The organism is Bradyrhizobium sp. IC3195 (assembly GCF_020193585.1).
In the GTDB taxonomy this organism is placed as follows: Bacteria; Pseudomonadota; Alphaproteobacteria; order Rhizobiales; family Xanthobacteraceae; genus Bradyrhizobium; species Bradyrhizobium yuanmingense.
Genome location: NZ_JADYVG010000010.1, coordinates 1 through 21,353 on the forward strand (window position 1 = coordinate 1; position 21,353 = coordinate 21,353).

The 21,353-nt window shown below is 64.6% G+C and carries 21 protein-coding genes and 1 pseudogene; 12 read left to right on the forward strand and 10 right to left on the reverse strand.

Going from position 1 to position 21,353, the window contains the following annotated elements:
- The first annotated feature begins 820 nt into the window (after nt 1-820).
- Nucleotides 821-1,015, forward strand: coding sequence for a hypothetical protein (locus tag I6F09_RS20035; protein ID WP_036027955.1), 195 nt, complete (start codon nt 821-823; stop codon nt 1,013-1,015).
- A gap of 12 nt (nt 1,016-1,027) precedes the next feature.
- Here I6F09_RS20035 and I6F09_RS20040 read toward each other — a convergent pair whose 3' ends face one another.
- Entirely contained in the window at nt 1,028-2,200 is a 1,173-nt protein-coding gene (locus tag I6F09_RS20040; protein ID WP_036027956.1) for an OpgC domain-containing protein, read from the reverse strand.
- A 253-nt stretch (nt 2,201-2,453) separates the two neighbouring features.
- Between I6F09_RS20040 and I6F09_RS20045 the strand changes: the two genes are divergently transcribed.
- A complete protein-coding gene (locus tag I6F09_RS20045) occupies nt 2,454-2,759 on the forward strand; it encodes an ETC complex I subunit (RefSeq protein WP_024337795.1) in 306 nt (101 codons plus the stop codon).
- Nucleotides 2,760-2,972: 213 nt separating this feature from the next.
- Nucleotides 2,973-3,467, forward strand: a complete 495-nt coding sequence (locus tag I6F09_RS20050) for an Lrp/AsnC family transcriptional regulator (protein WP_035999653.1) — start codon at nt 2,973-2,975, stop codon at nt 3,465-3,467.
- A gap of 45 nt (nt 3,468-3,512) precedes the next feature.
- On the opposite strand, the gene I6F09_RS20055 is transcribed toward I6F09_RS20050, so the two are convergent.
- Nucleotides 3,513-4,541 carry an AraC family transcriptional regulator gene (locus I6F09_RS20055; protein ID WP_225188861.1) on the reverse strand — a complete coding sequence of 343 codons (1,029 nt, stop codon included), beginning with the start codon at nt 4,539-4,541 and terminating at the stop codon, nt 3,513-3,515.
- A 111-nt stretch (nt 4,542-4,652) separates the two neighbouring features.
- Here I6F09_RS20055 and I6F09_RS20060 point away from each other — a divergent pair, with 111 nt between their 5' ends.
- From I6F09_RS20060 to I6F09_RS20075, 4 genes are read left to right on the forward strand one after another with little or no spacing between them, the layout of a single operon-like run.
- A complete protein-coding gene (locus tag I6F09_RS20060; protein WP_225186360.1) occupies nt 4,653-5,825 on the forward strand; it encodes an isovaleryl-CoA dehydrogenase in 1,173 nt (390 codons plus the stop codon).
- Between the two features lie 24 nt (nt 5,826-5,849).
- Nucleotides 5,850-7,454 (forward strand): carboxyl transferase domain-containing protein, encoded by a 1,605-nt coding sequence (locus I6F09_RS20065; RefSeq protein ID WP_225171183.1) that lies wholly within the window; start codon nt 5,850-5,852, stop codon nt 7,452-7,454.
- Nucleotides 7,455-7,458: 4 nt separating this feature from the next.
- Complete coding sequence (locus tag I6F09_RS20070) at nt 7,459-9,462, forward strand: acetyl/propionyl/methylcrotonyl-CoA carboxylase subunit alpha (RefSeq protein ID WP_225188862.1); 2,004 nt, start codon at nt 7,459-7,461, stop codon at nt 9,460-9,462.
- Nucleotide 9,463: 1 nt separating this feature from the next.
- The gene (locus I6F09_RS20075) at nt 9,464-10,375 is read left to right on the forward strand and encodes a hydroxymethylglutaryl-CoA lyase (protein ID WP_225147919.1); all 912 of its coding nucleotides are present in this window, start codon (nt 9,464-9,466) and stop codon (nt 10,373-10,375) included.
- A gap of 105 nt (nt 10,376-10,480) precedes the next feature.
- Here the strand turns inward: I6F09_RS20075 and I6F09_RS20080 are convergent.
- The 4 genes and pseudogenes from I6F09_RS20080 to I6F09_RS20095 form a co-directional block, all read right to left on the reverse strand.
- Nucleotides 10,481-11,406 (reverse strand): annotated as a pseudogene (locus tag I6F09_RS20080) (dihydrodipicolinate synthase family protein).
- Between the two features lie 73 nt (nt 11,407-11,479).
- A complete protein-coding gene (locus I6F09_RS20085) occupies nt 11,480-12,463 on the reverse strand; it encodes a TRAP transporter substrate-binding protein (protein ID WP_225188863.1) in 984 nt (327 codons plus the stop codon).
- An 18-nt stretch (nt 12,464-12,481) separates the two neighbouring features.
- Entirely contained in the window at nt 12,482-13,747 is a 1,266-nt protein-coding gene (locus I6F09_RS20090; protein WP_225188864.1) for a TRAP transporter large permease, read from the reverse strand.
- A complete protein-coding gene (locus I6F09_RS20095) occupies nt 13,747-14,355 on the reverse strand; it encodes a TRAP transporter small permease (protein WP_225151157.1) in 609 nt (202 codons plus the stop codon). The genes I6F09_RS20090 and I6F09_RS20095 overlap by 1 nt, the downstream gene beginning before the upstream one ends.
- 230 nt (nt 14,356-14,585) lie before the next feature.
- On the opposite strand from I6F09_RS20095, the gene I6F09_RS20100 reads away from it, so the two are divergent.
- Nucleotides 14,586-15,269 carry a GntR family transcriptional regulator gene (locus I6F09_RS20100; protein WP_035999625.1) on the forward strand — a complete coding sequence of 228 codons (684 nt, stop codon included), beginning with the start codon at nt 14,586-14,588 and terminating at the stop codon, nt 15,267-15,269.
- Between the two features lie 103 nt (nt 15,270-15,372).
- Here I6F09_RS20100 and I6F09_RS20105 read toward each other — a convergent pair whose 3' ends face one another.
- From I6F09_RS20105 to dctP, 3 genes are read right to left on the reverse strand one after another with little or no spacing between them, the layout of a single operon-like run.
- On the reverse strand, nt 15,373-16,731 hold the full coding sequence (locus tag I6F09_RS20105) for a TRAP transporter large permease (protein ID WP_036045577.1): 1,359 nt from the start codon (nt 16,729-16,731) through the stop codon (nt 15,373-15,375).
- Nucleotides 16,728-17,282 (reverse strand): TRAP transporter small permease, encoded by a 555-nt coding sequence (locus I6F09_RS20110; protein WP_225188865.1) that lies wholly within the window; start codon nt 17,280-17,282, stop codon nt 16,728-16,730. Before I6F09_RS20110 ends, I6F09_RS20105 begins: the two co-directional genes overlap by 4 nt.
- Nucleotides 17,279-18,301: a TRAP transporter substrate-binding protein DctP gene (gene dctP, locus I6F09_RS20115; RefSeq protein ID WP_035999613.1), complete on the reverse strand. Its 1,023-nt coding sequence runs from the start codon at nt 18,299-18,301 to the stop codon at nt 17,279-17,281. The genes I6F09_RS20110 and dctP overlap by 4 nt, the downstream gene beginning before the upstream one ends.
- A gap of 326 nt (nt 18,302-18,627) precedes the next feature.
- Here dctP and I6F09_RS20120 point away from each other — a divergent pair, with 326 nt between their 5' ends.
- A complete protein-coding gene (locus I6F09_RS20120; RefSeq protein WP_225112819.1) occupies nt 18,628-18,873 on the forward strand; it encodes a pentapeptide MXKDX repeat protein in 246 nt (81 codons plus the stop codon).
- A 119-nt stretch (nt 18,874-18,992) separates the two neighbouring features.
- Here the strand turns inward: I6F09_RS20120 and I6F09_RS20125 are convergent, their stop codons facing one another.
- The gene (locus I6F09_RS20125; protein ID WP_036027966.1) at nt 18,993-19,340 is read right to left on the reverse strand and encodes a DUF6481 family protein; all 348 of its coding nucleotides are present in this window, start codon (nt 19,338-19,340) and stop codon (nt 18,993-18,995) included.
- A gap of 264 nt (nt 19,341-19,604) precedes the next feature.
- Between I6F09_RS20125 and I6F09_RS20130 the strand changes: the two genes are divergently transcribed.
- The 3 genes from I6F09_RS20130 (at nt 19,605) to I6F09_RS20140 (ending at nt 21,088) form a co-directional block, all read left to right on the forward strand.
- Complete coding sequence (locus I6F09_RS20130) at nt 19,605-19,841, forward strand: hypothetical protein (protein ID WP_128261777.1); 237 nt, start codon at nt 19,605-19,607, stop codon at nt 19,839-19,841.
- 76 nt (nt 19,842-19,917) lie between these two features.
- Nucleotides 19,918-20,154 carry a hypothetical protein gene (locus tag I6F09_RS20135; RefSeq protein ID WP_225112820.1) on the forward strand — a complete coding sequence of 79 codons (237 nt, stop codon included), beginning with the start codon at nt 19,918-19,920 and terminating at the stop codon, nt 20,152-20,154.
- Between the two features lie 172 nt (nt 20,155-20,326).
- Complete coding sequence (locus I6F09_RS20140) at nt 20,327-21,088, forward strand: hypothetical protein (RefSeq protein ID WP_036028017.1); 762 nt, start codon at nt 20,327-20,329, stop codon at nt 21,086-21,088.
- The last annotated feature ends 265 nt before the right edge of the window (nt 21,089-21,353 follow it).

Consider the following 21,353-nt stretch of genomic DNA (forward strand, 5'->3'; position numbering starts at 1 on the left):
CCCACCTGCGGTCGCGGATGGGCCATGATCGGCACTGCCGGCAGGCTCGTCGGCCACTTCTACATACACAATGGCGACGATTCAGCCTTCGTTTGCGAACGCGGCTGAGTTCTTCAACAGCCTGCTAGAGGTCAGCATCCAACCGGCATGGCCAGGCACCCACGCGTCCGGCCTCCGCTTCGCCTGGAAATCAGCAAAGCCTCATCGAACCTTCGCCCGTCGCGATAGACAAATCCGTGTTGGGGATTTCAGCGCCCAATGCCTAAACGGACGCCGCCAAGCGATGAATGTTCCGCTTGTGCGGCGTTGCGCTTTGCCCGGCGCGCTCGTCAGTTCGAGGCGTACCAGCCGGGCGGAAATGGCACGTACGGCCAGGCCATCTGATTGTCGTTGGCGGCTTGCGGCGGCCGTTGCGACGCCATGCTCACGATTGGCGCGGGCGGGATCACGCGCAACGCGAGGCGCAGACGCGCACATTGCAATTTCATCATTGTCGTCCCCCCAGCAATCTACTTGCTTCCAAACGTCCGATCGTCTGCAAAGTTCAGTCTTAAAATCGCCCTGCGCCGAAACGGCGCGCCCGTCCTCAAATCACGGGCATTCTAGAAAAACCGGCGCGGGCTTTCAACCAAACGCGCCGCTCCATCCCAAGAAGTAAGGTTGATTGGCAAGGTTAAAGGCGAGCGGCTGTTGCGGCCGTTTGGCTGGCTGCTATCAGATCGGTCCCGGCTCGCGATGGGCTGTCCACTCTGTGCCACCACAGATGACTGTTCGTCGCGGCGCGCGGATCAGCCTGAGTTCTGCGCCAGCGAGTTCTGCCATGTCTATTGACCGCAACATCGGGACCATCGGTCCGCAGTCAAACTGGACCGAGATCTGGCACCTCTGGACGGTGATCGTGCCGCGCCGCTCCATCAACGGGCAGTTCGTGCTCGGCAAGGTCTGGCGCCGCCATGACGGCCGCGACTGGATCTACAAGAAGTTCACCGAGTTCGACGGCGAAGAGGCGGCCTAACTGCCGCCTCTCTCAGGCCGCCTTCGCTTCCGCAGCCGGCTTGGCCGGCGGCGGCTTCAGCGGCTTGTCCTGCTTCTTCGACCACGAGATGTAATAAGCCACCGTCGTCATGATCGCGATGCCGGCGACGCTGACGAAGATCTGCGCGAGCAGCGACCCTGAGCTCATCGACAGCTCGAAATGACCGACGAAGGACAGGAACACGCCGACGCAGAACACGGCGAGCGACTGCTGGCCACAGACGATCAAGGGGTCGAACACCTTCCACTCCAGCCCCGGCCACTCCTTCGGCACGAAGCGGATCACCAGGATCACGATCACCACGAAGTGGAGGAAGCGATACGGTGCGAGGTTGGTCTTGTCATTGGGGTTGAAGGCCGAGAACAGCCATTCCGGGAACATGCCGCCGAAGGTGGGGAAACGGCCGGCCATGGTCATGACCAGCGCGAACAGGAGATAACCGAGGCAGACCCACAGCGTAACAGGCGAATTGATCAGCGTTGCCGAGCGCCGCGCGCCGCCCATCGAGCACCAGGCGCCGAACACGAACAGCACCTGCCAGCAATAGGGGTTGAAGTACCACTGGCCGGCCGGATAGGCGTTCAGGTTCCAGCCGTAATGGCGCGCGGCGAGCCACAGCACGATCGACAGGATCATCGTCAAATCGGGCTTGCGCAGCATAAACCACAGCACCGGCGGAAACAGGCCCATCAGCACGATGTAAAGCGGCAGCACGTCGAGGTTGAGCGGCTTGAAGCGCAGGAACAGGCCCTGGCGCAGCGTCTCGGTGGCGTTGTCGACGAGGCCGGCGACGTTGAACTCGTTGATCATCTCGGAATCGCCGAAGCGCAGCGCGAGATAGCTGATTGATGCGATGTAGATCACGAACAGGATGATGTGGGCGACATAGAGCTGCCAGACCCGCTTGGTCAGCCGCGTGGCACCGACGATGAAGCCGCGGTCCAGCATCATCCGTGCATAGACGAAGGAGGCGGTGTAGCCGGAGATGAAGACGAACAGGTCGGCCGCGTCGGAAAAGCCGTAGTTGCGGGTCGTGATCCAGTTCACGACGTTGTCGGGGATATGGTCGAGAAAGATCGCCCAGTTTGCGACACCGCGAAACAGGTCGAGCCGGAGGTCGCGACCCTTGTCGGGAAGTGTGGCGCTGACGTTCAGGAAGGCCATGCGTCGGGAGCTTTCAGAGAGGACAGAAGCACGGAGATCGATGAAACCGGGCCGCCAAACGGGGTCCCAGGATGAAACGCGGGTACGCAATTGTCACGGTGCAGCATAATGACTATACCGTTGGCGAGGGTTGCCGGGCCCGGAATCAGGATCAGTTCCCAACCGGCTTCTCTATACTATCCCCGAGATTTCCACCAACTGCCACCGTGACGCATCGAAATCGAACGGAAAGACCAAGAGGCCCGGACCAGTCATGACCGCACGCATTTTCAAGCCCGCCAAAAACGCGATGCAATCCGGCCGGTCCAAGACCAGGGAATGGCAGCTCGATTACGAGCCGGAGCAGCCGCGGTCGGTCGAGCCGCTGATGGGCTGGACCTCGTCGGCCGACATGAAGCAGCAAATAACGCTGCGCTTCCACAGCAAGGAAGAGGCGATCGCCTATTGCGAGCGCAAGGGCATCGCCTATCAGGTGATCGAGCCCAAGGAGTCGATCCGCCGGCCGGTTGCCTATGCCGACAATTTCTCGTTCCGCCGCGGCGAGCCCTGGACGCATTGAGGGGCCATTCTCACCCGAAGCATCCAAAGTGCCGTCATGCCCGGGCTTGTCCCGGGCATCCACGTTTTTGGCGGTAGACGAAGAACGTGGATGGCCGGGACGAGCCCGGCCATGAAGAAGGGAGCGGCTGGTCGCCCGCGCCTGAGAACCCTTGGCACCAATTCCGCCCCGTGCTTCGCTGCCTCGCATGACACGACCAGGACGAGGTGGGGGATGGCGGGGCGTGACCAGCTCGACGGCGTCGATCTGAAAATCCTATCCGAACTGCAGCAGGACGGGCGGGTTCGCAACAACGAGCTGGCGCTGCGCGTCGGCGTTTCCGCGCCGAACTGCCTGCGGCGGCTGAAGTCGCTGTTCAGCCGCGGCGTGATCCGGGCGGTTCGCGCCGTGATCGACGAGCGGCTGCTCGGCTACGAGGTGGTGTCGTTCGTCTCGATCCAGCTCGGCAGCCAGGCCCAGCCGGTGCTGGAGGCGTTCGAGAGCTCGATCGCCGCAATCCCGCGCATCCAGCAATGCTGGCGGATTTCCGGCGACACCGACTATCTGCTCAAATGCGTGGCCCCGAGTGTCGAGAGTATGCGGCAGCAGCTCCTGCATTTCGCCGCGATGCCTAACGTCAAGAACGTGCGCAGCTTCCCCGTGCTCGGGGTTGCCAAGGACGTGCCGCTGCCATTGCAGGAGGTCGCGGTGGCAGTGCCGGCGGGGTAGGGCTCCGAATATTCCACGATCAAGTCTGAATCTCAGAAAAGCGCCTCAGCGATACCGCCCCCGAAACTCGCGCGGGGAGGTGCCGGTCCAGGTCCGAAAGGCCCGCGAAAAGCTCTTCTCGTTGCGGAAGCCGGCGATCTCGGCGATGCGCTTGATCGGCGTGCGGCCGCGCATCAGCTCCTGTTTGGCCAGCTCGAATTTCGTCTCCTCCTTGAGATCGCGCAGCGAGGTGGACTCCTCGCGCAGACGGCGATGCATCGTGCGGGTGGAGAGCGCAAGCTCGCGCGCGACGTCCTCGGCGCCGAGGACCCGTCCGCGCGCTTCTCGCAGCACGCGGCGGACGCGCTCGACCAGCAGGCGGTCGCGCCGGTACGGCAGCACGGTGAGCCGGAGCGCGCCCTTGAGCATGTTGTCGAGATCGGCCGCGCTGCGCGTCAGCGGCAGCGACAGATAGTGCTTGTCGAAGACGATGGCCGCGCGGTCCGCATCGAAGCGGACGGTCCGGCAAAAGATGGTCGGATAGACCGAGACGTGGCCGGGCTCTGAGTAAGGAAACTCAGCCGCGCGGAGCGCGATCTGGGAGTCGACAGCCCAGCATGAGAAGCCGAGGACGTAGCGGAACAGCGTGACGAGGCAGAACTCGCGGAAGGGCCCGAGGTCACGGAGCTGACGGATCGACACGACGGCGGTCTCTTCGCCAACCTCGAGATCGAGCAGCACATCCTCTGTGACCAAGCGGTGATGCCGGCACCAGCGCTTGAGCGCGACCTCCAGCGTCGGTGCGGTGATCGAGGCCCGGCACAGCATGCCGTAGGTGCCCCATGGCAGCCGGCGCGAGAACCAGCCAAGCGCCTCGTCATCGAGCTCGCGCATGGCATGGCCCGCCAGCGCTTCGAACTGGGCCGCGGTCACACGCCCATCAGGAGAATTCACAAGCTCCGGCGCGACCTGACCCCGGCTCAAGGCTTCGGCGGGATCGCGGCCGTAATGCTCGTACGCGGCCACCACGCCGCGGACGAAGGCGGCGGGCGTGACGGCGCGGCGCGGAATCGCGGTGGCGGCTTGAAAAGGCATCGGAATTCCTTTCGGAAATCCTCGCCAAGTTTGGCGGAAAATGCAACCTTTTCGACTGCAAGAGGGCCGGGACCGGGCTAGTTTCGGAGCCCAAAATACGGAGGACTCGCCTTGAACATCCCGAGCATCGATTTCGATCTGGGCGAAGACATCAGCCTGCTGCGCGACACCGTTCGTTCGTTCGTGGAGGCGGAGATCACCCCGCGTGCCGCCGAGATCGAAAAGGCTAATCTTTTCCCCGCAGATCTCTGGAAGCGCTTCGGCGACCTCGGCCTGCTCGGCATGACCGCGCCGGAGCAATATGGCGGCTCCAATATGGGCTATCTCGCCCATATCGTCGCCATGGAGGAAATCTCGCGCGGTTCGGCGGCCGTGGCCCTGTCCTACGGCGCCCATTCCAATCTCTGCGTCAACCAGATCCGCCGCAACGGCAATGACGCGCAGCGGCAGCGTTATCTGCCGAAGCTGATCTCAGGCGAATACGTCGGTGCGCTCGCGATGTCCGAGCCGGGCGCCGGCTCCGACGTGGTCTCGATGAAGCTGCGCGCCGACAAGCGCGGCGACCGCTACGTGCTCAACGGCTCCAAGATGTGGATCACAAACGGCGGCGATGCCGACGTGCTGGTGGTCTATGCCAAGACCGATCCGGAGGCCGGGCCGCGCGGCATGACCGCGTTCCTGGTCGAGAAGGGTTTTAAGGGCTTCACACACGGCCAGCATCTGGACAAGCTCGGCATGCGCGGGTCCAACACCTATCCGCTGTTCTTCGACGATTGCGAGGTGCCGGAGGAGAATGTGATGGGCAAGGTGGGCGAGGGCGTCAAGGTGCTGATGTCCGGCCTCGATTATGAGCGCGCGGTGCTCTCGGGTGGCCCGCTCGGCATCATGGCGGCCTGCATGGATGCGGTGGTGCCCTACATGCACGAGCGCAAGCAGTTCGGCCAGCCGATCGGCGACTTCCAGCTGATGCAGGGCAAGCTCGCCGACATGTATGCGACCTGGCAGGCCACGCGCGCCTATGTCTATGCGGTGGGCCGCGCCTGCGACCGCGCCGACCACGCGCGCACCCTGCGCAAGGACGCGGCTGCTGCGATCCTCTATTCCGCGGAGAAGGCAACGTGGATGGCGGGCGAAGCAATCCAGGCGCTGGGCGGGGTCGGCTATACCTCCGAATTCCCGGTCGGGCGCCTGTGGCGCGATGCAAAGCTCTACGAGATTGGCGCGGGCACCTCTGAGGTGCGCCGCATGCTGATCGGCCGCGAGCTGATGGCCGAGACGGCTTAAGTCCTTCATCTCATTGGAATCATCATGCCGCTCCATTCCAGCATCGATCCGTCTTCATCAGATTTTGCGCGCAATTCCGAGGCCATGCGCGGCCTCGTCGTCGATTTGCGCGAAAAGCTTGCCCAAGTCGCCGGCGGCGGCGGCGAAGCCTCGCGCAAGCGCCACACCGCGCGCGGCAAGATGCTGGCGCGTGAGCGGGTCGACCTGTTGGTCGATCCCGGCACCTCGTTCCTGGAGCTGTCGCCGCTCGCAGCCTATGGCCTCTATGGCGGTGACGTGCATTCGGCCAGCGTCGTCACTGGCGTTGGGCGCATCTCGGGCCGCGAATGCGTGATCGTCGCCAACGATGCCACCATCAAGGGCGGCACCTACTACCCGATGACGGTGAAGAAGCATCTGCGCGCGCAGGACATTGCGCGGCAGAACAATCTGCCCTGCGTCTACATGGTGGATTCCGGCGGCGCCTTCCTGCCGCTGCAGGACGAGATCTTTCCGGACGAGCGGCACTTCGGCCGCATCTTCTACAATCAGGCGCAGATGTCGTCGCAGGGGATTCCGCAGATCGCGATCGTGATGGGCTCCTGCACCGCTGGCGGCGCCTATGTGCCGGCGATGTCGGACGAGAGTATCATCGTGCGCAACCAGGGTACCATCTTCCTCGGCGGCCCGCCGCTGGTGAAGGCCGCGACCGGCGAGGTCGTGAGTGCGGAGGAGCTCGGCGGGGCCGACGTGCATTCGCGGCAATCCGGCGTGACCGATCACTACGCCCAGAACGATGCGCATGCGATCGGCATCGCCCGGCGTATCGTCGGCACGCTCAAGCCTTCCGTGCGGCCGAACCTGAACATGCATAAGCCGCGCGATCCGCTGTTCGCGGCGGAGGAAATCTACGGCGTGGTGCCGGTCGACGGCCGCAAGCCGTTCGACGTGCGCGATATCATCGCGCGCATCGTCGACGGCTCGGAGTTCGACGAGTTCAAGAAACTCTATGGCACGACGCTGGTGTGCGGATTCGCCCATATCTGGGGCTATCCGGTCGGCATCATCGCCAACAACGGCATTCTCTTCAGCGAGAGTTCGCTGAAGGGTGCGCATTTCATCGAGCTGTGCTGTCAGCGCGGCATTCCCCTGGTATTCCTGCAGAACATCACCGGTTTCATGGTCGGCAAGAAGTACGAGGCGGGCGGCATCGCGCGCGACGGCGCCAAGCTCGTCACGGCGGTTGCGACGGCGTCGGTGCCGAAATTCACCGTCGTGATCGGCGGCTCCTACGGCGCCGGCAATTATGGCATGTGCGGCCGTGCCTACGCGCCGCGCTTCCTCTGGATGTGGCCGAACGCGCGCATCTCGGTGATGGGCGGCGAGCAGGCCTCGATGGTGCTGAGCCAGGTCCGACGCGATAATATCGAGGCCAAGGGCGACAGCTGGTCCAGGGAAGAGGAAGACAAGTTCCGCGAGCCCATTCGCGCGCAATATGAGAGCCAGGGCCACCCGTACTACGCGACCGCGCGTCTGTGGGACGACGGCGTGATCGATCCGGCCGACACGCGTCTCGTGCTCGGCCTTGGCCTCTCGGCGGCATCGAATGCGCCGCTCGAGCCGACGAAATTCGGCCTGTTCAGGATGTGATGTGATGGACCGCTCAAAACTCTACCGGCGTTTCCGCACGCTCCTGATCGCCAACCGCGGCGAGATCGCCTGCCGCGTTATCCGCACCGCCCGTGCGATGGGCCTGCGCACGGTCGCGATCTATTCCGAGGCCGATCGCGAGGCGATGCATGTCGCGCTCGCCGATGAGGCCGTATTGCTCGGGCCCGCCCGCGCCCGCGACAGCTATCTCAATATCGAGCGCTTGATCGAGGCCGCGCGCAAGACCGGAGCGGAAGCCGTGCATCCCGGCTACGGCTTCCTCTCCGAGAATGCCGAGTTCGCGCAGGCTTGTTATGACGCCGGCCTCGTCTTCGTCGGGCCGACCGCCGGGATGATGACGGCAATGGGCTCGAAATCCGGCTCGAAAGAGCTGATGGAGAAGGCCGGCGTGCCGCTGGTATCAGGCTATCACGGCGAGGCCCAGGACGAGGCGACGCTCGCCAAGGCGGCGGACAAGATCGGCTTTCCCGTGCTGGTGAAGGCCTCCGCCGGTGGCGGCGGGCGCGGCATGCGCATCGTGCGGTCCGCCGATGAGTTGGCGCCGGCGATCGTCAGCGCCAAGCGCGAGGCCAAGGCCGCCTTCGGCGACGACCGCATGTTGATTGAAAAGTATGTCGATAATCCCCGGCATATCGAGGTGCAGATCATCGGCGACAGCCATGGCAATCTGCTCTCGCTGTTCGAGCGCGAATGCACGCTCCAGCGCCGGCATCAGAAGGTGATCGAGGAGGCGCCATCACCGACGCTCAATGCTGCGCAGCGCGAAACCGTCTGCGCCGCCGCGCGAAAAGCGGCGGGCGCGGTGAACTATGTCGGTGCCGGCACCATCGAGTTCGTCTCCGACGGCAAGGACGTGTTCTTCATCGAGATGAATACGCGCCTGCAGGTCGAGCATCCCGTCACCGAGCTGATCACCGGCATCGACCTGGTCGAGTGGCAGCTGCGCGTTGCCTTCGGCGAGGCGCTGCCGCTCAAGCAGGATGAGATCAGGCTCAACGGCCATGCCGTCGAGGCGCGCGTCTACGCCGAGAACCCGACCAAGAACTTCATGCCGTCGGTCGGCAGGATCTCGACCTGGCGACTGCCGGCCGAGACGGGCGGCCTGCGTATCGACGCTGGCTATCGCGAGGGCGATACGGTCTCGCCGTATTATGACGCCATGCTCGCCAAGGTGATCGCGTGGGCGCCGACGCGGGACGTCGCGATCGAGCGGCTGAACCGCGGGCTGGAGGAGTCCGACGTCCGCGGCATCGTCACCAACATCCCGTTCCTGTCGGCGCTGATGACGCATCCGAAGGTGCGGGCGAATGCGATCGACACCGGCTTCATCGAGCGCGAGCTGGCGGTGCTGACCGCCGCGGCGCCGGCGCCCGGAGAGCTCGAGCTCTGCGCCGCAGTTGCCGCCATCGTCAACGAGGAGCGGCAGACCGCGCATGCGGAGGCGAGTTCGCCCTGGCAGACCTTCGGCTGGCAGCCGGTCGGTCGCCGCCAGCGCAGCTTTGCCTTCCGTGTCGGCCATGGTCCGGAGCAGAAGATCACGCTGAACTACGGCAGCGGACCGTCGACGCTGGTGATCGGCGAGCGCGAGCTGGCGTTCACGATCGCTGCGAAGGATGGCGGCTTCGACCTGACGCTCGACGGCGTCAAATCGTCAGTGGCAGCGGTCATCGATGGCCATGAGCTGTACCTGCGCACGCGCAACGGCCGCTTCGACCTGCATTGGGTCGATCCGTTCGGCGGCGAGAGCGAGGAGCATGTCGGCGAGGACAAGATCGCAGCGCCCTTGCCCGGCACGGTGGTTGCCGTGCTGGCAGAGGAGGGGACCAAGCTGGAGAAGGGCGCGCCGATCCTCACGCTGGAAGTGATGAAGATGGAGCAGACGCTGCGCGCGCCCTATGCCGGCGTGCTGAAATCCATCAAGTGCAAGGTCGGCGACATCGTGCAGGAGGGCGTCGAGCTCGCTATGGTCGAACCTGCAGGGGAATGAGATGAGCGATCCGGTCCGCATCATCGAAATGGGGCCGCGCGACGGCCTTCAGAACGAGAAGACGTCCGTCAGCGTCGAGGCGCGCATCGCCTTCATCGAGGCGCTCGTGGCGGCCGGGCTGGATACCGTGGAGGTCGGCGCCTTCGTCTCGCCCAAGGCTATCCCGCAGATGGCAAGCTCGGATGCCGTGCTGCGCGGCGTCGCGCATGTGAAGGGCGCCGAATTCCACGTGCTGGTGCCGAACGAGAAAGGCTATGACGCCGCGCGTGCCGCGGGCGCGAAAGTGGTCTCCGTGTTCGCGGCGGCCTCCGAGGGGTTTTCCCGGGCGAACATCAACTGCACGATTGCGGAGTCCATCGAGCGCTTCAAGCCGGTGCTGGCGCGCGCCAGGGAGGATGGCGTCAAGGTGCGCGGCTATATCTCCTGTGTGCTGGGCTGTCCGTTCGATGGCGAGATCAAGCCGAAGGCGGTGGCGGATCTTGCGCGCACGCTGTTCGAGCTCGGTTGTTACGAGATCTCGCTCGGCGACACCATCGGTGTCGGCACGCCAGCCAAGGCCAAGGAGATGCTGCGCGCCGTGGCCGCCAACATTCCCGCAGCTAGGCTCGCGATGCATTTCCATGACACTTACGGCCAGGCGCTCGCCAACCTCTATGCCGGACTGGAGGAGGGCGTCCGGGTCATCGACGCCGCCGCCGGCGGGCTCGGCGGCTGCCCCTATGCGCCGGGCGCGACCGGCAATGTTGCGACCGAGGACGTCGTTTACATGCTGGAGGGCATGGGCGTCAGGACGGGTATCGATATGGAGAAGCTGCTGGCGGCGACGAACGCGATGAGCGGCGTGCTGGGCAAGCCGCCCGTGAGCCGCGTGGCGTCGGCGCTGAACGCGAGGAAGAAGCGGGCGGTTTCCTAGTTCTCCGTCATTGCGAGCGAAGCGAAGCAATCCAGAGTCTTTCCGCTGAGGCGGTCTGGATTGCTTCGTCGCAAGGGCTCCTCGCAATGACGACCGAGAGAGTTTTCAAGCCGCCTTCAGCCCGACATCCGGCAGGCGCGGGCGGTTCTTCAGCGCCTTGGCCATCAGGGCCTCGACCTCGGCCTTTTCCTGCGGCAGCAGTGCCAGGCGGGGCGGCGGGTCAGGGCGGTGCCGCGGCCCATGATGTGCTCGCACAGCTTGATGCACTGGACGAGGTCCGGGCGCGCATCGAGGTGCAGGAGCGGCATGAACCATTCGTAGAGCGGCATCGCCTCGGCGAAGCGCCCGGCCTTGGCGAGGCGGAACAGCGTCTCACCCTCGCGCGGGAAGGCGTTGGACATGCCGGAGACCCAGCCGACGGCGCCCATGGCGACGCTCTCGACGATGACGTCGTCGAGACCTGCGAACAGCACGAAGCGGTCGCCGACCATGTTGCGGGTGTCGATGAACCGCCGCGTATCGCCGGAGGAATCCTTGAAGCAGACCACGGTCTCGACGTCGGCGAGCGAGGCCAGGATATCGGGCGTAACGTCGTTCTTGTAGATCGGCGGGTTGTTGTAGAGCATCACGGGAAGGTCAGTCGCGGAGGCAACGGCGCGGAAATGCGCGGCGGTCTCGTGCGGCTTGGAGGAATAGACCAGCGCCGGCATCACCATGACGCCGTCGATGCCGACGCGTGCGGCTTCCTTCGCGGTCTCCACCGCAAACGCCGTGGTGAATTCGGCGATGCCGCACAGCACGGGCACGCGGCCCTTCGCGACCGACTTCGCCGCTTCCATGATCGCGACCTTCTCCTTGCGCTCGAGCGAGGTGTTCTCGCCGACCGAGCCGCAGACGATCAGGCCGGAGACGCCGTCGCGGATCAATCCGTCCATCACCTTGGCGGTTGCGTCGATGTCGAGCGAGAGATCGTCGTGGAATTGGGTGGTGACGGCCGGGAAGACGCCTTCCCAGGCAACGCGGCGGCTCATGGTTTGACTCCAGGGGTATGTGCCGGCGGGGGGCTGGAGCCGCCGGCTTTTGTGAAAGGGATGGGGAACGGGATCAGAGCGTCGCGCCGACCTTGCGCAGCTCGGCGAGGACGGGGGCCTTGGGCAGCCAGATCTTGTCGAACTCGGCGATGACGGCCTCGGTGTCCTTGGCGTCGACCTGGCGGATCGGGATTGGTGCTTTCTTGAAATTCTCGATCAGCGTGGGCTCGTTGCCGGCGAGCTCGTCGATCTGCGCGTCCAGCGTCGTCTTGATCGTTTTCGTGACCAGCTCGCGATCGGCGGCGGGCAGCGATTGCCAGACGCGGCCGGAGACGACCGCGGCCATCGGCATGAAGACGGCGTTCATCTGCAGGATCACCTTCGACACCTTGTCGAAGCGCTGGTTCCAGGAGAATTCGAGATCGGCTTCGAGGCCGTCGACCTGGCCGTTGGCCATGGCGTCGAACACCTGCGGCGTCGGGATCGGCGTCGGCGCCGCGCCGAGCGAGGAATAGAAGTCGCGATAGACCGGCGTCGGGTTGATGCGCAGCTTCATGCCCTTGACGTCGGCGAGCGTGTTCAGGTCCTTGGAGGAGAACACCGCGCGCATGCCGGTGATGCCCCAGCCGAGCCCGATCGTGCCGGTCTCCTGCGGCAGCACCTCGAACAACTTCACCGCCGCCGGATGCCGCACGAACTTTGCCACCGCCGGCGTCGAGCGCACAATGTAAGGCGCGTTGATCGCGGCGATGTGCGGCACGCGCGAGCCGAGCTCGGCGGCCTGGATGAAGCCCATGTCGAGCGCGCCGGACTGCAATTGCTGCATCATCGCGGTCTCGTTGCCGAGCTGGCCGGCGTGGAAGACGGTCAAGGTCAGGCGGCCGTTGGTGGCGGCCTTGAGCTCGTCACCGAATTTGAGCGCGGCCTTGTTCCAGGAATGGCCGTTCGGCGTGATCAGGCCGAGACGGAATTCCTTGGCCTGGGCGAGCGCCAGCGACGGGGCGAACACCGAGGCGGCGGCACTGGCGGCGAGAAAGTGGCGGCGTGAAAGCGGCATCATGGGACTCCTTTGGGCCTATTTGACGAGGATCAGCGAGAGCGATGGGTACAGCGAGAGCAGCACCAGGAGGATGCAGGCGATGACGAAGAAGGGCAGCGTCACCATGAACATCCTGCCGGGCTTGGCGCCGGTGACGGCGGCCGCGACGAAGAAGCAAAGCCCGACCGGCGGCGACAAAAGGCCGAGCACGAGGTTGATCACCACGACGACGCCGAATTGCCGGGGGTCGATGTGATAGATCTCGGTTGCGACCGGCAGCAGGATCGGCACCGTCATGATCAAGCCGGGAATGCCGTCCATCACAGTGCCGATCAGCAGCAGGATGACGTTGCAGATCAGCATGAAGCTGACCGGGTCCTTGGCGACGGTCTGGATCCAGGCGGCTGTCTCCTGCGGCACCTTGCCGAAGATCAGCACCCACGAGAACACCGCGGCGGCTGCCACCAGGAACAGCACGATCGCCGAATAGATCGCACTGCGCAGCATCATCTGCGGCAGCTGCGAGAACTTGAACTCCTTGGTCCAAAACTTTCCGACCAGGGCCGCGGCCACGGCGCCGACGGCCGCGGATTCCGTGGCGTTGGCGAGGCCGCCGAGAATAGTGCCGACGATGACGATCGGGATCAGCAGCGTCGGCGAGGTCCGCAGGATGGTCATCACGCGCTGGCGCGGCGTCTGGTAGTCCGCGCGCGGATAGTTGTAGATGTAGCCCATCAGCGCGATGACGAGGCAGAACATCACGGTGAGGATGACGCCCGGGACGATGCCGGCGATCAGCATGTCGCTGACCGAGACCTGCGCCAGCACGCTGTAGACCACGAACATCACCGAGGGTGGGATGATCGGGCCGAGCATGCCGCCATAGGCGGTCAGGCCGGCCGCGAAGGTCTTGTCGTAGCCCTTCTTCTCCATCTCGGGGACCATGATCTGCGCCATGATCGCGACCTGTGCGGTCGCCGATCCCAGGATGGACGAGATGAACATGTTGGCGAGGATGTTGACGTAGGCGAGCCCACCCTTGAGCGAGCCGACGAAGGCCATCGCCATGTCGACGATGCGCCGCGTGATGCCGCCGCCATTCATGATCTCGCCGATCAGGATGAAGAGCGGGATTGCGATCAGGCCGTAGCTGTCGACGCCGCCGAACAGCTGCAGCGGATAGGACTGGAACAGCACCGGGTTGCCCGAGGCGGCGATGTAGACGAGGCCGGCGAGGCAGAGGCAGAGGCCGATCGGCACGCCGACCAGCATGAAGGCCATGAAGGCTGCTGACGTGATCATCAATTGACCCCGTCGAGCTCGGAGAGCTGGAAGCCCTTCGGCGGCGTGCGCGGGACCAGCTCGAGATCTTCCAGCAGGTTGGCGAGACCATGTACGGTCATCGACACCGCGAAGATCGGCAGCGTCAGATAGAGCACCCAGGTCGGCCAGTTCAGCGTCTGCGTGCGCTCGGTGTAGAGGAAGTTGAAGGTCTCGGCAGCGAGCTTACGCCCGTCGAAGCCGGCGCGGGCGAGGCCCACCGGGTCCATCCAGAGCACGCAGGTGACGATCAGGGCGACGCCGAACACCACGACGAGGCCGGTCGAGATCACTTTTGCAAATTTCTGGTGCTGAGCGGACAATCGCTCCGTCAGCATCGTCACCGCAAAATCGAGCCGCAGCCGCGTCATCGCGGATGCCCCGATGAAGGTCAGCCAGACCACGCAATAGACGGCGGATTCATCGATCCAGTAGATCGGGAAATGCGAGTAGCGGGTGACGACGTTCACCAGGATCAGGCCGGTGAGCAGGTACATAAGGCCCATCAGCGCGAGCCGCTCGCAGGCGAGCAGGGCGCTCGACATCCGGACGATCATGCGTCGGAGGCTGAGTGCGCGCGTGGCCGGCATGGTCTGCTCGATCATGAAAGAGGCCCCAACCCCCTGAAGATTTGTCGTGCGGTCGCCAAATGTATAATTTATACATTTTGGGAGTCAAACGGAGTTTGCGGTCATTTCGGCGGCAGGGCGCGCGTTTGCTGAGCATTAGGTTTGTGGCGCCCGGCTTTATCCGGACAGCTCGACATGCAAGACAGGGACCGCGTCGGCCGCACGAGTCGGGAAGGACAACGGACGATCAGATGAAACAGCCTCTGAAGCATCGCACCCTGTCGGCCGCGATCGTCGACCAGCTCCGCCAGGCAATTCTCGACGGCACTTATCCGGCCGGATCGCAGCTGCGCCAGGACGCGTTGGGCGAAGCCTATGGCGTCAGCCGCATCCCGGTGCGCGAGGCGCTGTTCCAGCTCGAGGCGGAAGGCTTGGTGCGGATCGTGCCGCAGAAGGGCGCCATCGTCTCGGAGCTGTCGTTGGACGAGATCAACGACGTGTTCGACCTCCGTCGTATCCTGGAGCCGCGACTGCTGGCGCAGTCGGCGCCGCACTTCGCCACGCAGGATTTCGATGGGCTCGACGACATCCACCGGAGCTTCGAGAAGGCGATCAAGGCGCGCAACGTCAGTGAGTGGGGCCAGCTCAATGCCGACTTCCACATGGCGCTCTACGTCCACGCCCCGCAGCCGCGCACGCGCGCGATCGTGCTGTCGCTGCTGCAGACCAGCGACCGCTACACGCGGCTACAACTCTCCAACACCAAGTCGATGGGCATTGCCGAGAAGGAGCACGCCCATCTGATCGCGCTCTGTCGTGCGCAGAAAGTAGAGGAGGCCTGCCGCTTCCTGGAGCGGCACATCGAGGCCGTGCGCAAAGACCTGCTGCAGGTGGTGGCGAACGCGCCGAAGTCGCGGCGGAAGGAGAAATCGTAGGGTGGGTTAGCCGAAGTCGTAACCCACCGCTGTTCGTCTCCGCTGCGACAGAAGACGTGGATTACGCCTTCGGCTAATCCACCCTACAGGCCGGCGATCGCTTCTACCTGCTCCCGTCCGGCCCCATCACGAGGTCCGGCAGCCAGGTCGAAATCCCCGGCACCAGGCACAGCAGCAGCACTGCAAGCATCATCAAGAGCACGAAGGGCAGCGTACCCCAGATCACCTCGCGCAGGGGAATATCGGGCGCGACGTTGCGGATGACGAAGATGTTGAGGCCGACCGGCGGGTGGATCAGCCCCATCTCCATCACGATGGTCATGACGACGCCGAACCAGATGATGTCGAAATTGGCGGCGCGGAGCGGCGGCAGGATGATCGGTGCCGTCATCAGGATGATCGAGACCGGCGGCAGGAAGAAGCCGAGCACCACGACCATGACGAGGATCGCGAACAGCAGCTCCCAGCGCGGCAGATGCATCGCGACGATGGATTCGGCGACCGATTGCGAGATGTGCAGATAGCTCATCACGTAGGAATAGAGCAGCGACATGCCGATGATCATCATCAGCATGGTCGATTCCCGGATCGTCGACTTCATGATCGGCGCGAGGTCGCTCGGCCGCCATACGCTGTAAATTGCAGCGATCAGCGCCAGCGCCAGGAGGCCGCCGAGGCCCGCGGTCTCCGACGGCGTGGCGTAGCCGCCATAGAGCGCGACCATGACGCCGGTGAGCAGCAGCACGAAGGGGATCACGCGCGGCAGCACGCTGAAGCGCTCGGCCAGCGTATACTCGTCGCGGGTCAGGATCGCAGCCTCCGGCCCGCCGTTCTTGTAGACCGCTTCGGCCGCCGCATATTCCTGGCGGAAGCGGATGACGGCATAGATGCCGAACAGCGTGACCAGCAGCAGGCCCGGTCCGATGCCGGCGAGGAACAGCCGTCCCAGCGACTTTTCGGCGGCGACCGCGAACAGGATCATCGTGATGGAGGGCGGAAGCAGGATGCCGAGCGTGCCGCCGGCGGCGATGATGCCAGCGGCAAAGCCGCCGGAATAGCCGCGCTTGCGCATCTCGGGGATACCGGCCGAGCCGATGGCCGAGCAGGTCGCTGGGCTCGAGCCCGCCATCGCCGCGAACAGCGCGCAGGCGAACACGTTGGCGACGCCGAGCCCGCCGGGCACGCGATGCAGCCAGGCATGCAGCGCCGAATAGAGGTCCTGGCCCGCGCGCGACTTGCCAATCGCCGCGCCCTTCAGGATGAAGAGCGGGATCGACAACAGCGTGATCGAGGCCATCTCCTCGTAGACGTTCTGCGTCACCGTATCGAGCGAGGCCGAGGGCATGAAGATGGCCATGAACACCACCGCGACCGCGCCGAGCGCGAACGCAATGGGCATGCCCGAGAACATCACGAGCAGCGTCACGATGCCGTAGGCGAGGCCGATGCCGAAAACGCTCATGGCCGCTTGGCTCCGGTGAAGGGCAGCGCAAGCTGCACGAGGATCTGGAGGCAGAGCAGGCTCATCCCAAGCGCCATCAGCGAGTAGGGGATGGCGAGCGGTGGCGACCACATCGAGTTGGAGACCTGGCCGTCGACATAGGCTTCGTGCGCCAGTGTCCACGACTTCCAGGTGAAGAAGGCGCAGAACAGGAACGTGGCGGCATCGACCAGCCAGAGCCGGACCTGGTTCGCGAATGGCGAGAGCAGGCCGACGAAGGCCTCGATGCCGATATGACCGCGGTTCTGCTGCACATAGGCCGCCGTCATGAAGGTCGCGCCGACCAGCAGGAACACGGCGGCTTCGTCCTGCCAATAGTTCGCGGCCTTGTACAGCGCGCGGCTGAGCACGCTGTAGCTCAGGATTGCACAGGCCGCGACAAGTGCGATCGCGGCGAACACGACGATGATGCTGTTGAGGACGGCGAGACCGCGATCGATCGCCGCCGCAGGGCCGGTCCCCGCGGCAGCGCTCGTCCGGTCGTCACGATCCGGAAGCGGACCGTGGCTCATGCTGCGACGTCGATGGCGAGCTTGAGCAGGTTTGCGGCGGTCGCGGTCTTGGCGCTGTAGTCCTTCCACGCGGTGTCGCGGGCGATGTCGCGCCATTTTCCGACGGTGGCGGCGTCGAGCGCCGAGACCTTGGCCCCGGCCTTCTCATAGACCTTGGCGACCTCGACGTCGTCATCCTGCGCGCCCTTGCGGCCGAAGGCTTCGAGCTCGGTGCCGACCGCGAGCAGGATGTCCTGATGGTTCTTCGGCAGCTTGTCGAAGATCGCCTTCGACATCATCAGCGGCTCGAGCATGAACCAATAGGAGGCGCCCGCGCCCGAGGTCAGCGACTTCGCGACCTCTTCGAGGCGGAACGAGATCAGGCTCGTCGAGGAGGTGATGCCGGCATCGCAGGCGCCGGTCTGCATCGCCGCGTAGATCTCGTTCGACGGGACCGACAACACCGAGGCGCCGGCGGTCTGCAGCACCATGTCCATCTCGCGCGAGCCGCCGCGCACCTTGAGGCCCTTGGCGTCCTCCGGGGCGACGATCGGCTTGGAACGGCTGGCAACGCCGCCGGCCTGCCAGACCCAGGTGAGCAGGATGATGCCCTTGTCGGCCAGGAAGTCGGTCAGCGCCTTGCCGACGGGCTCCTTCTTCCAGCGCAGACCCTGGTCGTAGTTGGTCACGAGGCCCGGCATCAGGCCGATATTGGTCTCCGGCACTTCGCCGCCGGCATAGGGCATCGGATAGAGGCTGATGTCGAGCGCACCCTTGCGCATGGCGGAGAACTGCGCGTTGGTCTTGATCAGCGAGGAGTTCGGATAGATCTCGGCGGCAATGTCGCCATTGCTGCGCTTATTCACTTCGGCGGCGAACATGCGGCACAGCCGGTCGCGGAAATCGCCCTTGTCGATAGTGCCGCCTGGGAACTGATGCGAGATCTTCAGCGTGGTCGCGGCCTGCGCGGTGCCGGTGCCGAAGCGGAGAATGGCAGGTGCCGCGACGGCGGTCGCGAGCAGATGGCGGCGCGTGAACATGATGTAATCCCCTTGGGCGTTTCTTTGGGCGTTTCTCGGAGTGTTTTTGGCAGAGGTGATTTGAACTGGGTTCTTCGCGACCGCGGGGCCAATCCAAGCCGGTCTCCATCCGATGGTCTTCATCTGATAGTTCGAGACAGAGTGCCGCGGCAAGTGCCGGTTGTGCTGCGCTGCAGCACATCCGATCCATGCGGGCTCGCCAATCAACGAGGGCGGCTGGCTGCAGAAATTTATCGATGGTCAGCGTAACAACGCCACACGGCTATCCGTCGAGACAGGATAGCGGCGTCCGTCGCTGACAAACAAATCACGAAGGAAGATGAACCATGACCATTCGCACCCGCATCGTGCTCGGCGTCTCGGCTGCCGCTCTCTCGCTAAGCCTCGCGTTTGCGCCGGCCGCCTTTGCTCAGGACAAGATGGGCAAGGATGATGGCATGATGAAAAAGGACACGATGTCCAAGGACGGCATGATGAAGAAGGACCACATGTCCAAGGACGACGGCATGAAGAAGGATCACATGTCGAAGGACGGCATGAAAAAGGACGACGGGATGATGAAGAAGAACTGATCCCGGGTCGTCATCGCGCAACGCCCCTTGGGCGGGCGCGTCCTCTCGAATTCCGGCGGCATTTGAGGCCGCCGGAATGATGGCTCAGTTCAAGTTCAATTGAACGTGACCAGCGCGTTTTACTTGCGCTTAGCCTTGCGGGCGGCGTAGCGCGCATCGCGCTTGGCCTTCTGCTCGGCCTCGAGCGCAGCCTGCTTCTCGGCGGCTTCCTCGGCTTCCCGCGCGATCCGCGCAGCTTCGGCTGCCTTGGCCTCTTCCTCGAGGCGCTTCTGCTCAGCCTTTTCGGCCTCGCGCGCGGCCTTTGCCTCGGCGCGCTTGGCCGCGAGGGCCTCACGCTCGGCGCGCTTCGCCGCCACCGCGGGATCATCGGGCCCCGGCTGCGACTTGAACTTGTTCAAAAGATTTTTGCGGGCGTCCTGCGCCGCCTTTTGCCGGTCTGCAAAGCCGGGTTCCCTGAATCCACTCATCGACGAGCCTTGTCTTCCTCGCTTTCGATCCTACATCGGTGCCTGTTGGTAAGTCGGCTGGGCATAGCAGGCGCCACGCGACGCAGAAGCGTGTACATCGGCGCGCGTCGCGAAGCCACCCATAATCGCAGCCGATCAGGTCAACGAAAAATCGCCCCCCGACGATCTCTCGTAGCCCGAAAAAACTGCCGAATTGTGATGTCCCTCATAAGGGAGCACATGGGCGACGCCTAGCGTCCGCCCCGTACGAGACGGAGCACGGGCATGACGATCTCAAGACCAAGCCTGAAGGCGCTCGCGATTGCCGTCGCCCTGGCAGGCGTGGCCGGCGCCGCGCTGCTGCTGGCTCGTCCGCAGCCGGTTGAAAGTGCGGTCCTGGGAGCGGATTGGGAATGCACCCAGACCGCATTCGTGCTCACGAGCTGCGCACCGCGCGTTCAGGAGGCAATTCCGGCGGTCGAAACCTTGCGCAAGGATGCAATCCAGCAGACCCGGGGCTGAATTGGGCCGGACGATCGGGATGTGACGCGACGCCGCAGAGGTGGTAAAGCCAGCGCGCCAGCGTGACCAGGCGGCCATGTCGAAGCCAGAGTCCAGATCCGAACTGGGCGAGGAGCCCCATCCTCGACCGAACCGTCAGCCCAAGCCTCCGTCCGGCGGCGACCGCCGCGGCGCGCTGGCAGGATTGATCATCGCGGTCGTGATCCTCGGCGTCGGCTGGTGGCTTGCCCGGGATCTGACGGCAGCCAGCAAGATGCAGGATTGTCTGATGTCCGGGCGAAGCAATTGCAATGTGATCGAGCCGGCTCGCTAGGCGCGCTCCACACCATGGCCATGGGGCCGAAAAAATGCCCTGATCTTAATCATTTGTAACGGGACTTAGCCGATCAAGCAGGGCAGTGATTTCGGCCGGCATCAGCCCGGCGCGCGGCGATTCGCCGATCGCGCCCGGGATTCACGGCCATGAGAGCAGGGGGCGAGCACGCATGAGTGCGTCCAAACATCTGAAGATCTTCATTCCCTTGGTTTCGGCCACGTCGCTGCTCGCGCTGTCGGCGCAGGCGCAAGAGGCCAGGTCCCGGCAAGAGGTCGTCCAACCGCCGGCCGGGCCGGCAGCAGGCGCGCCGCCACAGGCCAATCCGCCCATGCGCAAGGGCCCTCCGCCGCAGCAAGCGACCAGGCCTGCGCAGCCCGGCGGTCAGCCCCATGCGGGTCACAACGCCGGGGGCCCGCCGCCCGGACGTCACGTCGCGCGCGGTCCTGCTCCCACACGTGATTGGGGTGGGCACACCTATCGCGGCAACCTTGCCTGGGAGGGTGGACGCTGGCGCCACGACGTCCGCCATGGCCGATCCGGCTGGTGGTGGGACGTTGGCGGCGTCTGGTATTATTATCCGCAGCGTATGGCCGGCCCGCCCGCCTACATTTCAGAGGACTATATCGACGACGTGCCGGTGGTCTACGCCCGGCCTCCGGTGGCCTATGCGCCGCCACCTCCGCCGCCGCCACCGCCGGCCGATCCCGGCGCCAGCGCGCTCGGCGGCGCGCTCGTCGGCGGCCTGCTGGGCGGACTGATCTCGGGCAATGCAACCGGGGCCGCCGCAGGCGCGGTTCTTGGCGGCGCGACGGGCGCGATTGCTGGCGCGACCGCGGCGTCCCAGCCCGGCTATTACTGGGCGCAGGGCACCTGCTACTACCGCTATCCGAACGGCCAATATGTGCAGGCCGATCCCCGCGCCTGCTATTGAGTTTTGCAGGCAGGATCGGACCATTGGAGGCTGGCCTTCGGGCCCGCCTCATCCTTTTGCACGCCGGCGGTTGCTATGAATTGGCTCTGGTGCTCGTCGCCCCCTCACGTCAATTTCAAAGAAAAATGACGGGATGATTCGCGGGGGATGTGGTGCATGCTCGATGCCATCCAGATCAGCGTGGCGCTCTGGGCCATGATCGTTTGCGGCGGAATTAAACTCTCGCAGGCGTTGCCCTACCTGCTCTAAAACGGCGATCAGCTGG

What these genes read in the sequence shown, in the direction of transcription:
- I6F09_RS20140 (WP_036028017.1), top strand. Translation starts at nt 20,327, where the DNA reads ATGAGTGCGTCCAAACATCTGAAGATCTTCATTCCCTTGGTTTCGGCC.
- I6F09_RS20125 (WP_036027966.1), bottom strand. Translation starts at nt 19,340, where the DNA reads ATGAGTGGATTCAGGGAACCCGGCTTTGCAGACCGGCAAAAGGCGGCG.
- I6F09_RS20065 (WP_225171183.1), top strand. Translation starts at nt 5,850, where the DNA reads ATGCCGCTCCATTCCAGCATCGATCCGTCTTCATCAGATTTTGCGCGC.
- I6F09_RS20035 (WP_036027955.1), top strand. Translation starts at nt 821, where the DNA reads ATGTCTATTGACCGCAACATCGGGACCATCGGTCCGCAGTCAAACTGG.
- I6F09_RS20055 (WP_225188861.1), bottom strand. Translation starts at nt 4,541, where the DNA reads ATGCCTTTTCAAGCCGCCACCGCGATTCCGCGCCGCGCCGTCACGCCC.
- I6F09_RS20075 (WP_225147919.1), top strand. Translation starts at nt 9,464, where the DNA reads ATGAGCGATCCGGTCCGCATCATCGAAATGGGGCCGCGCGACGGCCTT.
- I6F09_RS20090 (WP_225188864.1), bottom strand. Translation starts at nt 13,747, where the DNA reads ATGATCACGTCAGCAGCCTTCATGGCCTTCATGCTGGTCGGCGTGCCG.
- I6F09_RS20095 (WP_225151157.1), bottom strand. Translation starts at nt 14,355, where the DNA reads ATGCCGGCCACGCGCGCACTCAGCCTCCGACGCATGATCGTCCGGATG.
- I6F09_RS20105 (WP_036045577.1), bottom strand. Translation starts at nt 16,731, where the DNA reads ATGAGCGTTTTCGGCATCGGCCTCGCCTACGGCATCGTGACGCTGCTC.
- I6F09_RS20100 (WP_035999625.1), top strand. Translation starts at nt 14,586, where the DNA reads ATGAAACAGCCTCTGAAGCATCGCACCCTGTCGGCCGCGATCGTCGAC.
- I6F09_RS20135 (WP_225112820.1), top strand. Translation starts at nt 19,918, where the DNA reads ATGTCGAAGCCAGAGTCCAGATCCGAACTGGGCGAGGAGCCCCATCCT.
- dctP (WP_035999613.1), bottom strand. Translation starts at nt 18,301, where the DNA reads ATGTTCACGCGCCGCCATCTGCTCGCGACCGCCGTCGCGGCACCTGCC.
- I6F09_RS20085 (WP_225188863.1), bottom strand. Translation starts at nt 12,463, where the DNA reads ATGCCGCTTTCACGCCGCCACTTTCTCGCCGCCAGTGCCGCCGCCTCG.
- I6F09_RS20040 (WP_036027956.1), bottom strand. Translation starts at nt 2,200, where the DNA reads ATGGCCTTCCTGAACGTCAGCGCCACACTTCCCGACAAGGGTCGCGAC.
- I6F09_RS20110 (WP_225188865.1), bottom strand. Translation starts at nt 17,282, where the DNA reads ATGAGCCACGGTCCGCTTCCGGATCGTGACGACCGGACGAGCGCTGCC.
- I6F09_RS20120 (WP_225112819.1), top strand. Translation starts at nt 18,628, where the DNA reads ATGACCATTCGCACCCGCATCGTGCTCGGCGTCTCGGCTGCCGCTCTC.
- I6F09_RS20050 (WP_035999653.1), top strand. Translation starts at nt 2,973, where the DNA reads ATGGCGGGGCGTGACCAGCTCGACGGCGTCGATCTGAAAATCCTATCC.
- I6F09_RS20045 (WP_024337795.1), top strand. Translation starts at nt 2,454, where the DNA reads ATGACCGCACGCATTTTCAAGCCCGCCAAAAACGCGATGCAATCCGGC.
- I6F09_RS20070 (WP_225188862.1), top strand. Translation starts at nt 7,459, where the DNA reads ATGGACCGCTCAAAACTCTACCGGCGTTTCCGCACGCTCCTGATCGCC.
- I6F09_RS20130 (WP_128261777.1), top strand. Translation starts at nt 19,605, where the DNA reads ATGACGATCTCAAGACCAAGCCTGAAGGCGCTCGCGATTGCCGTCGCC.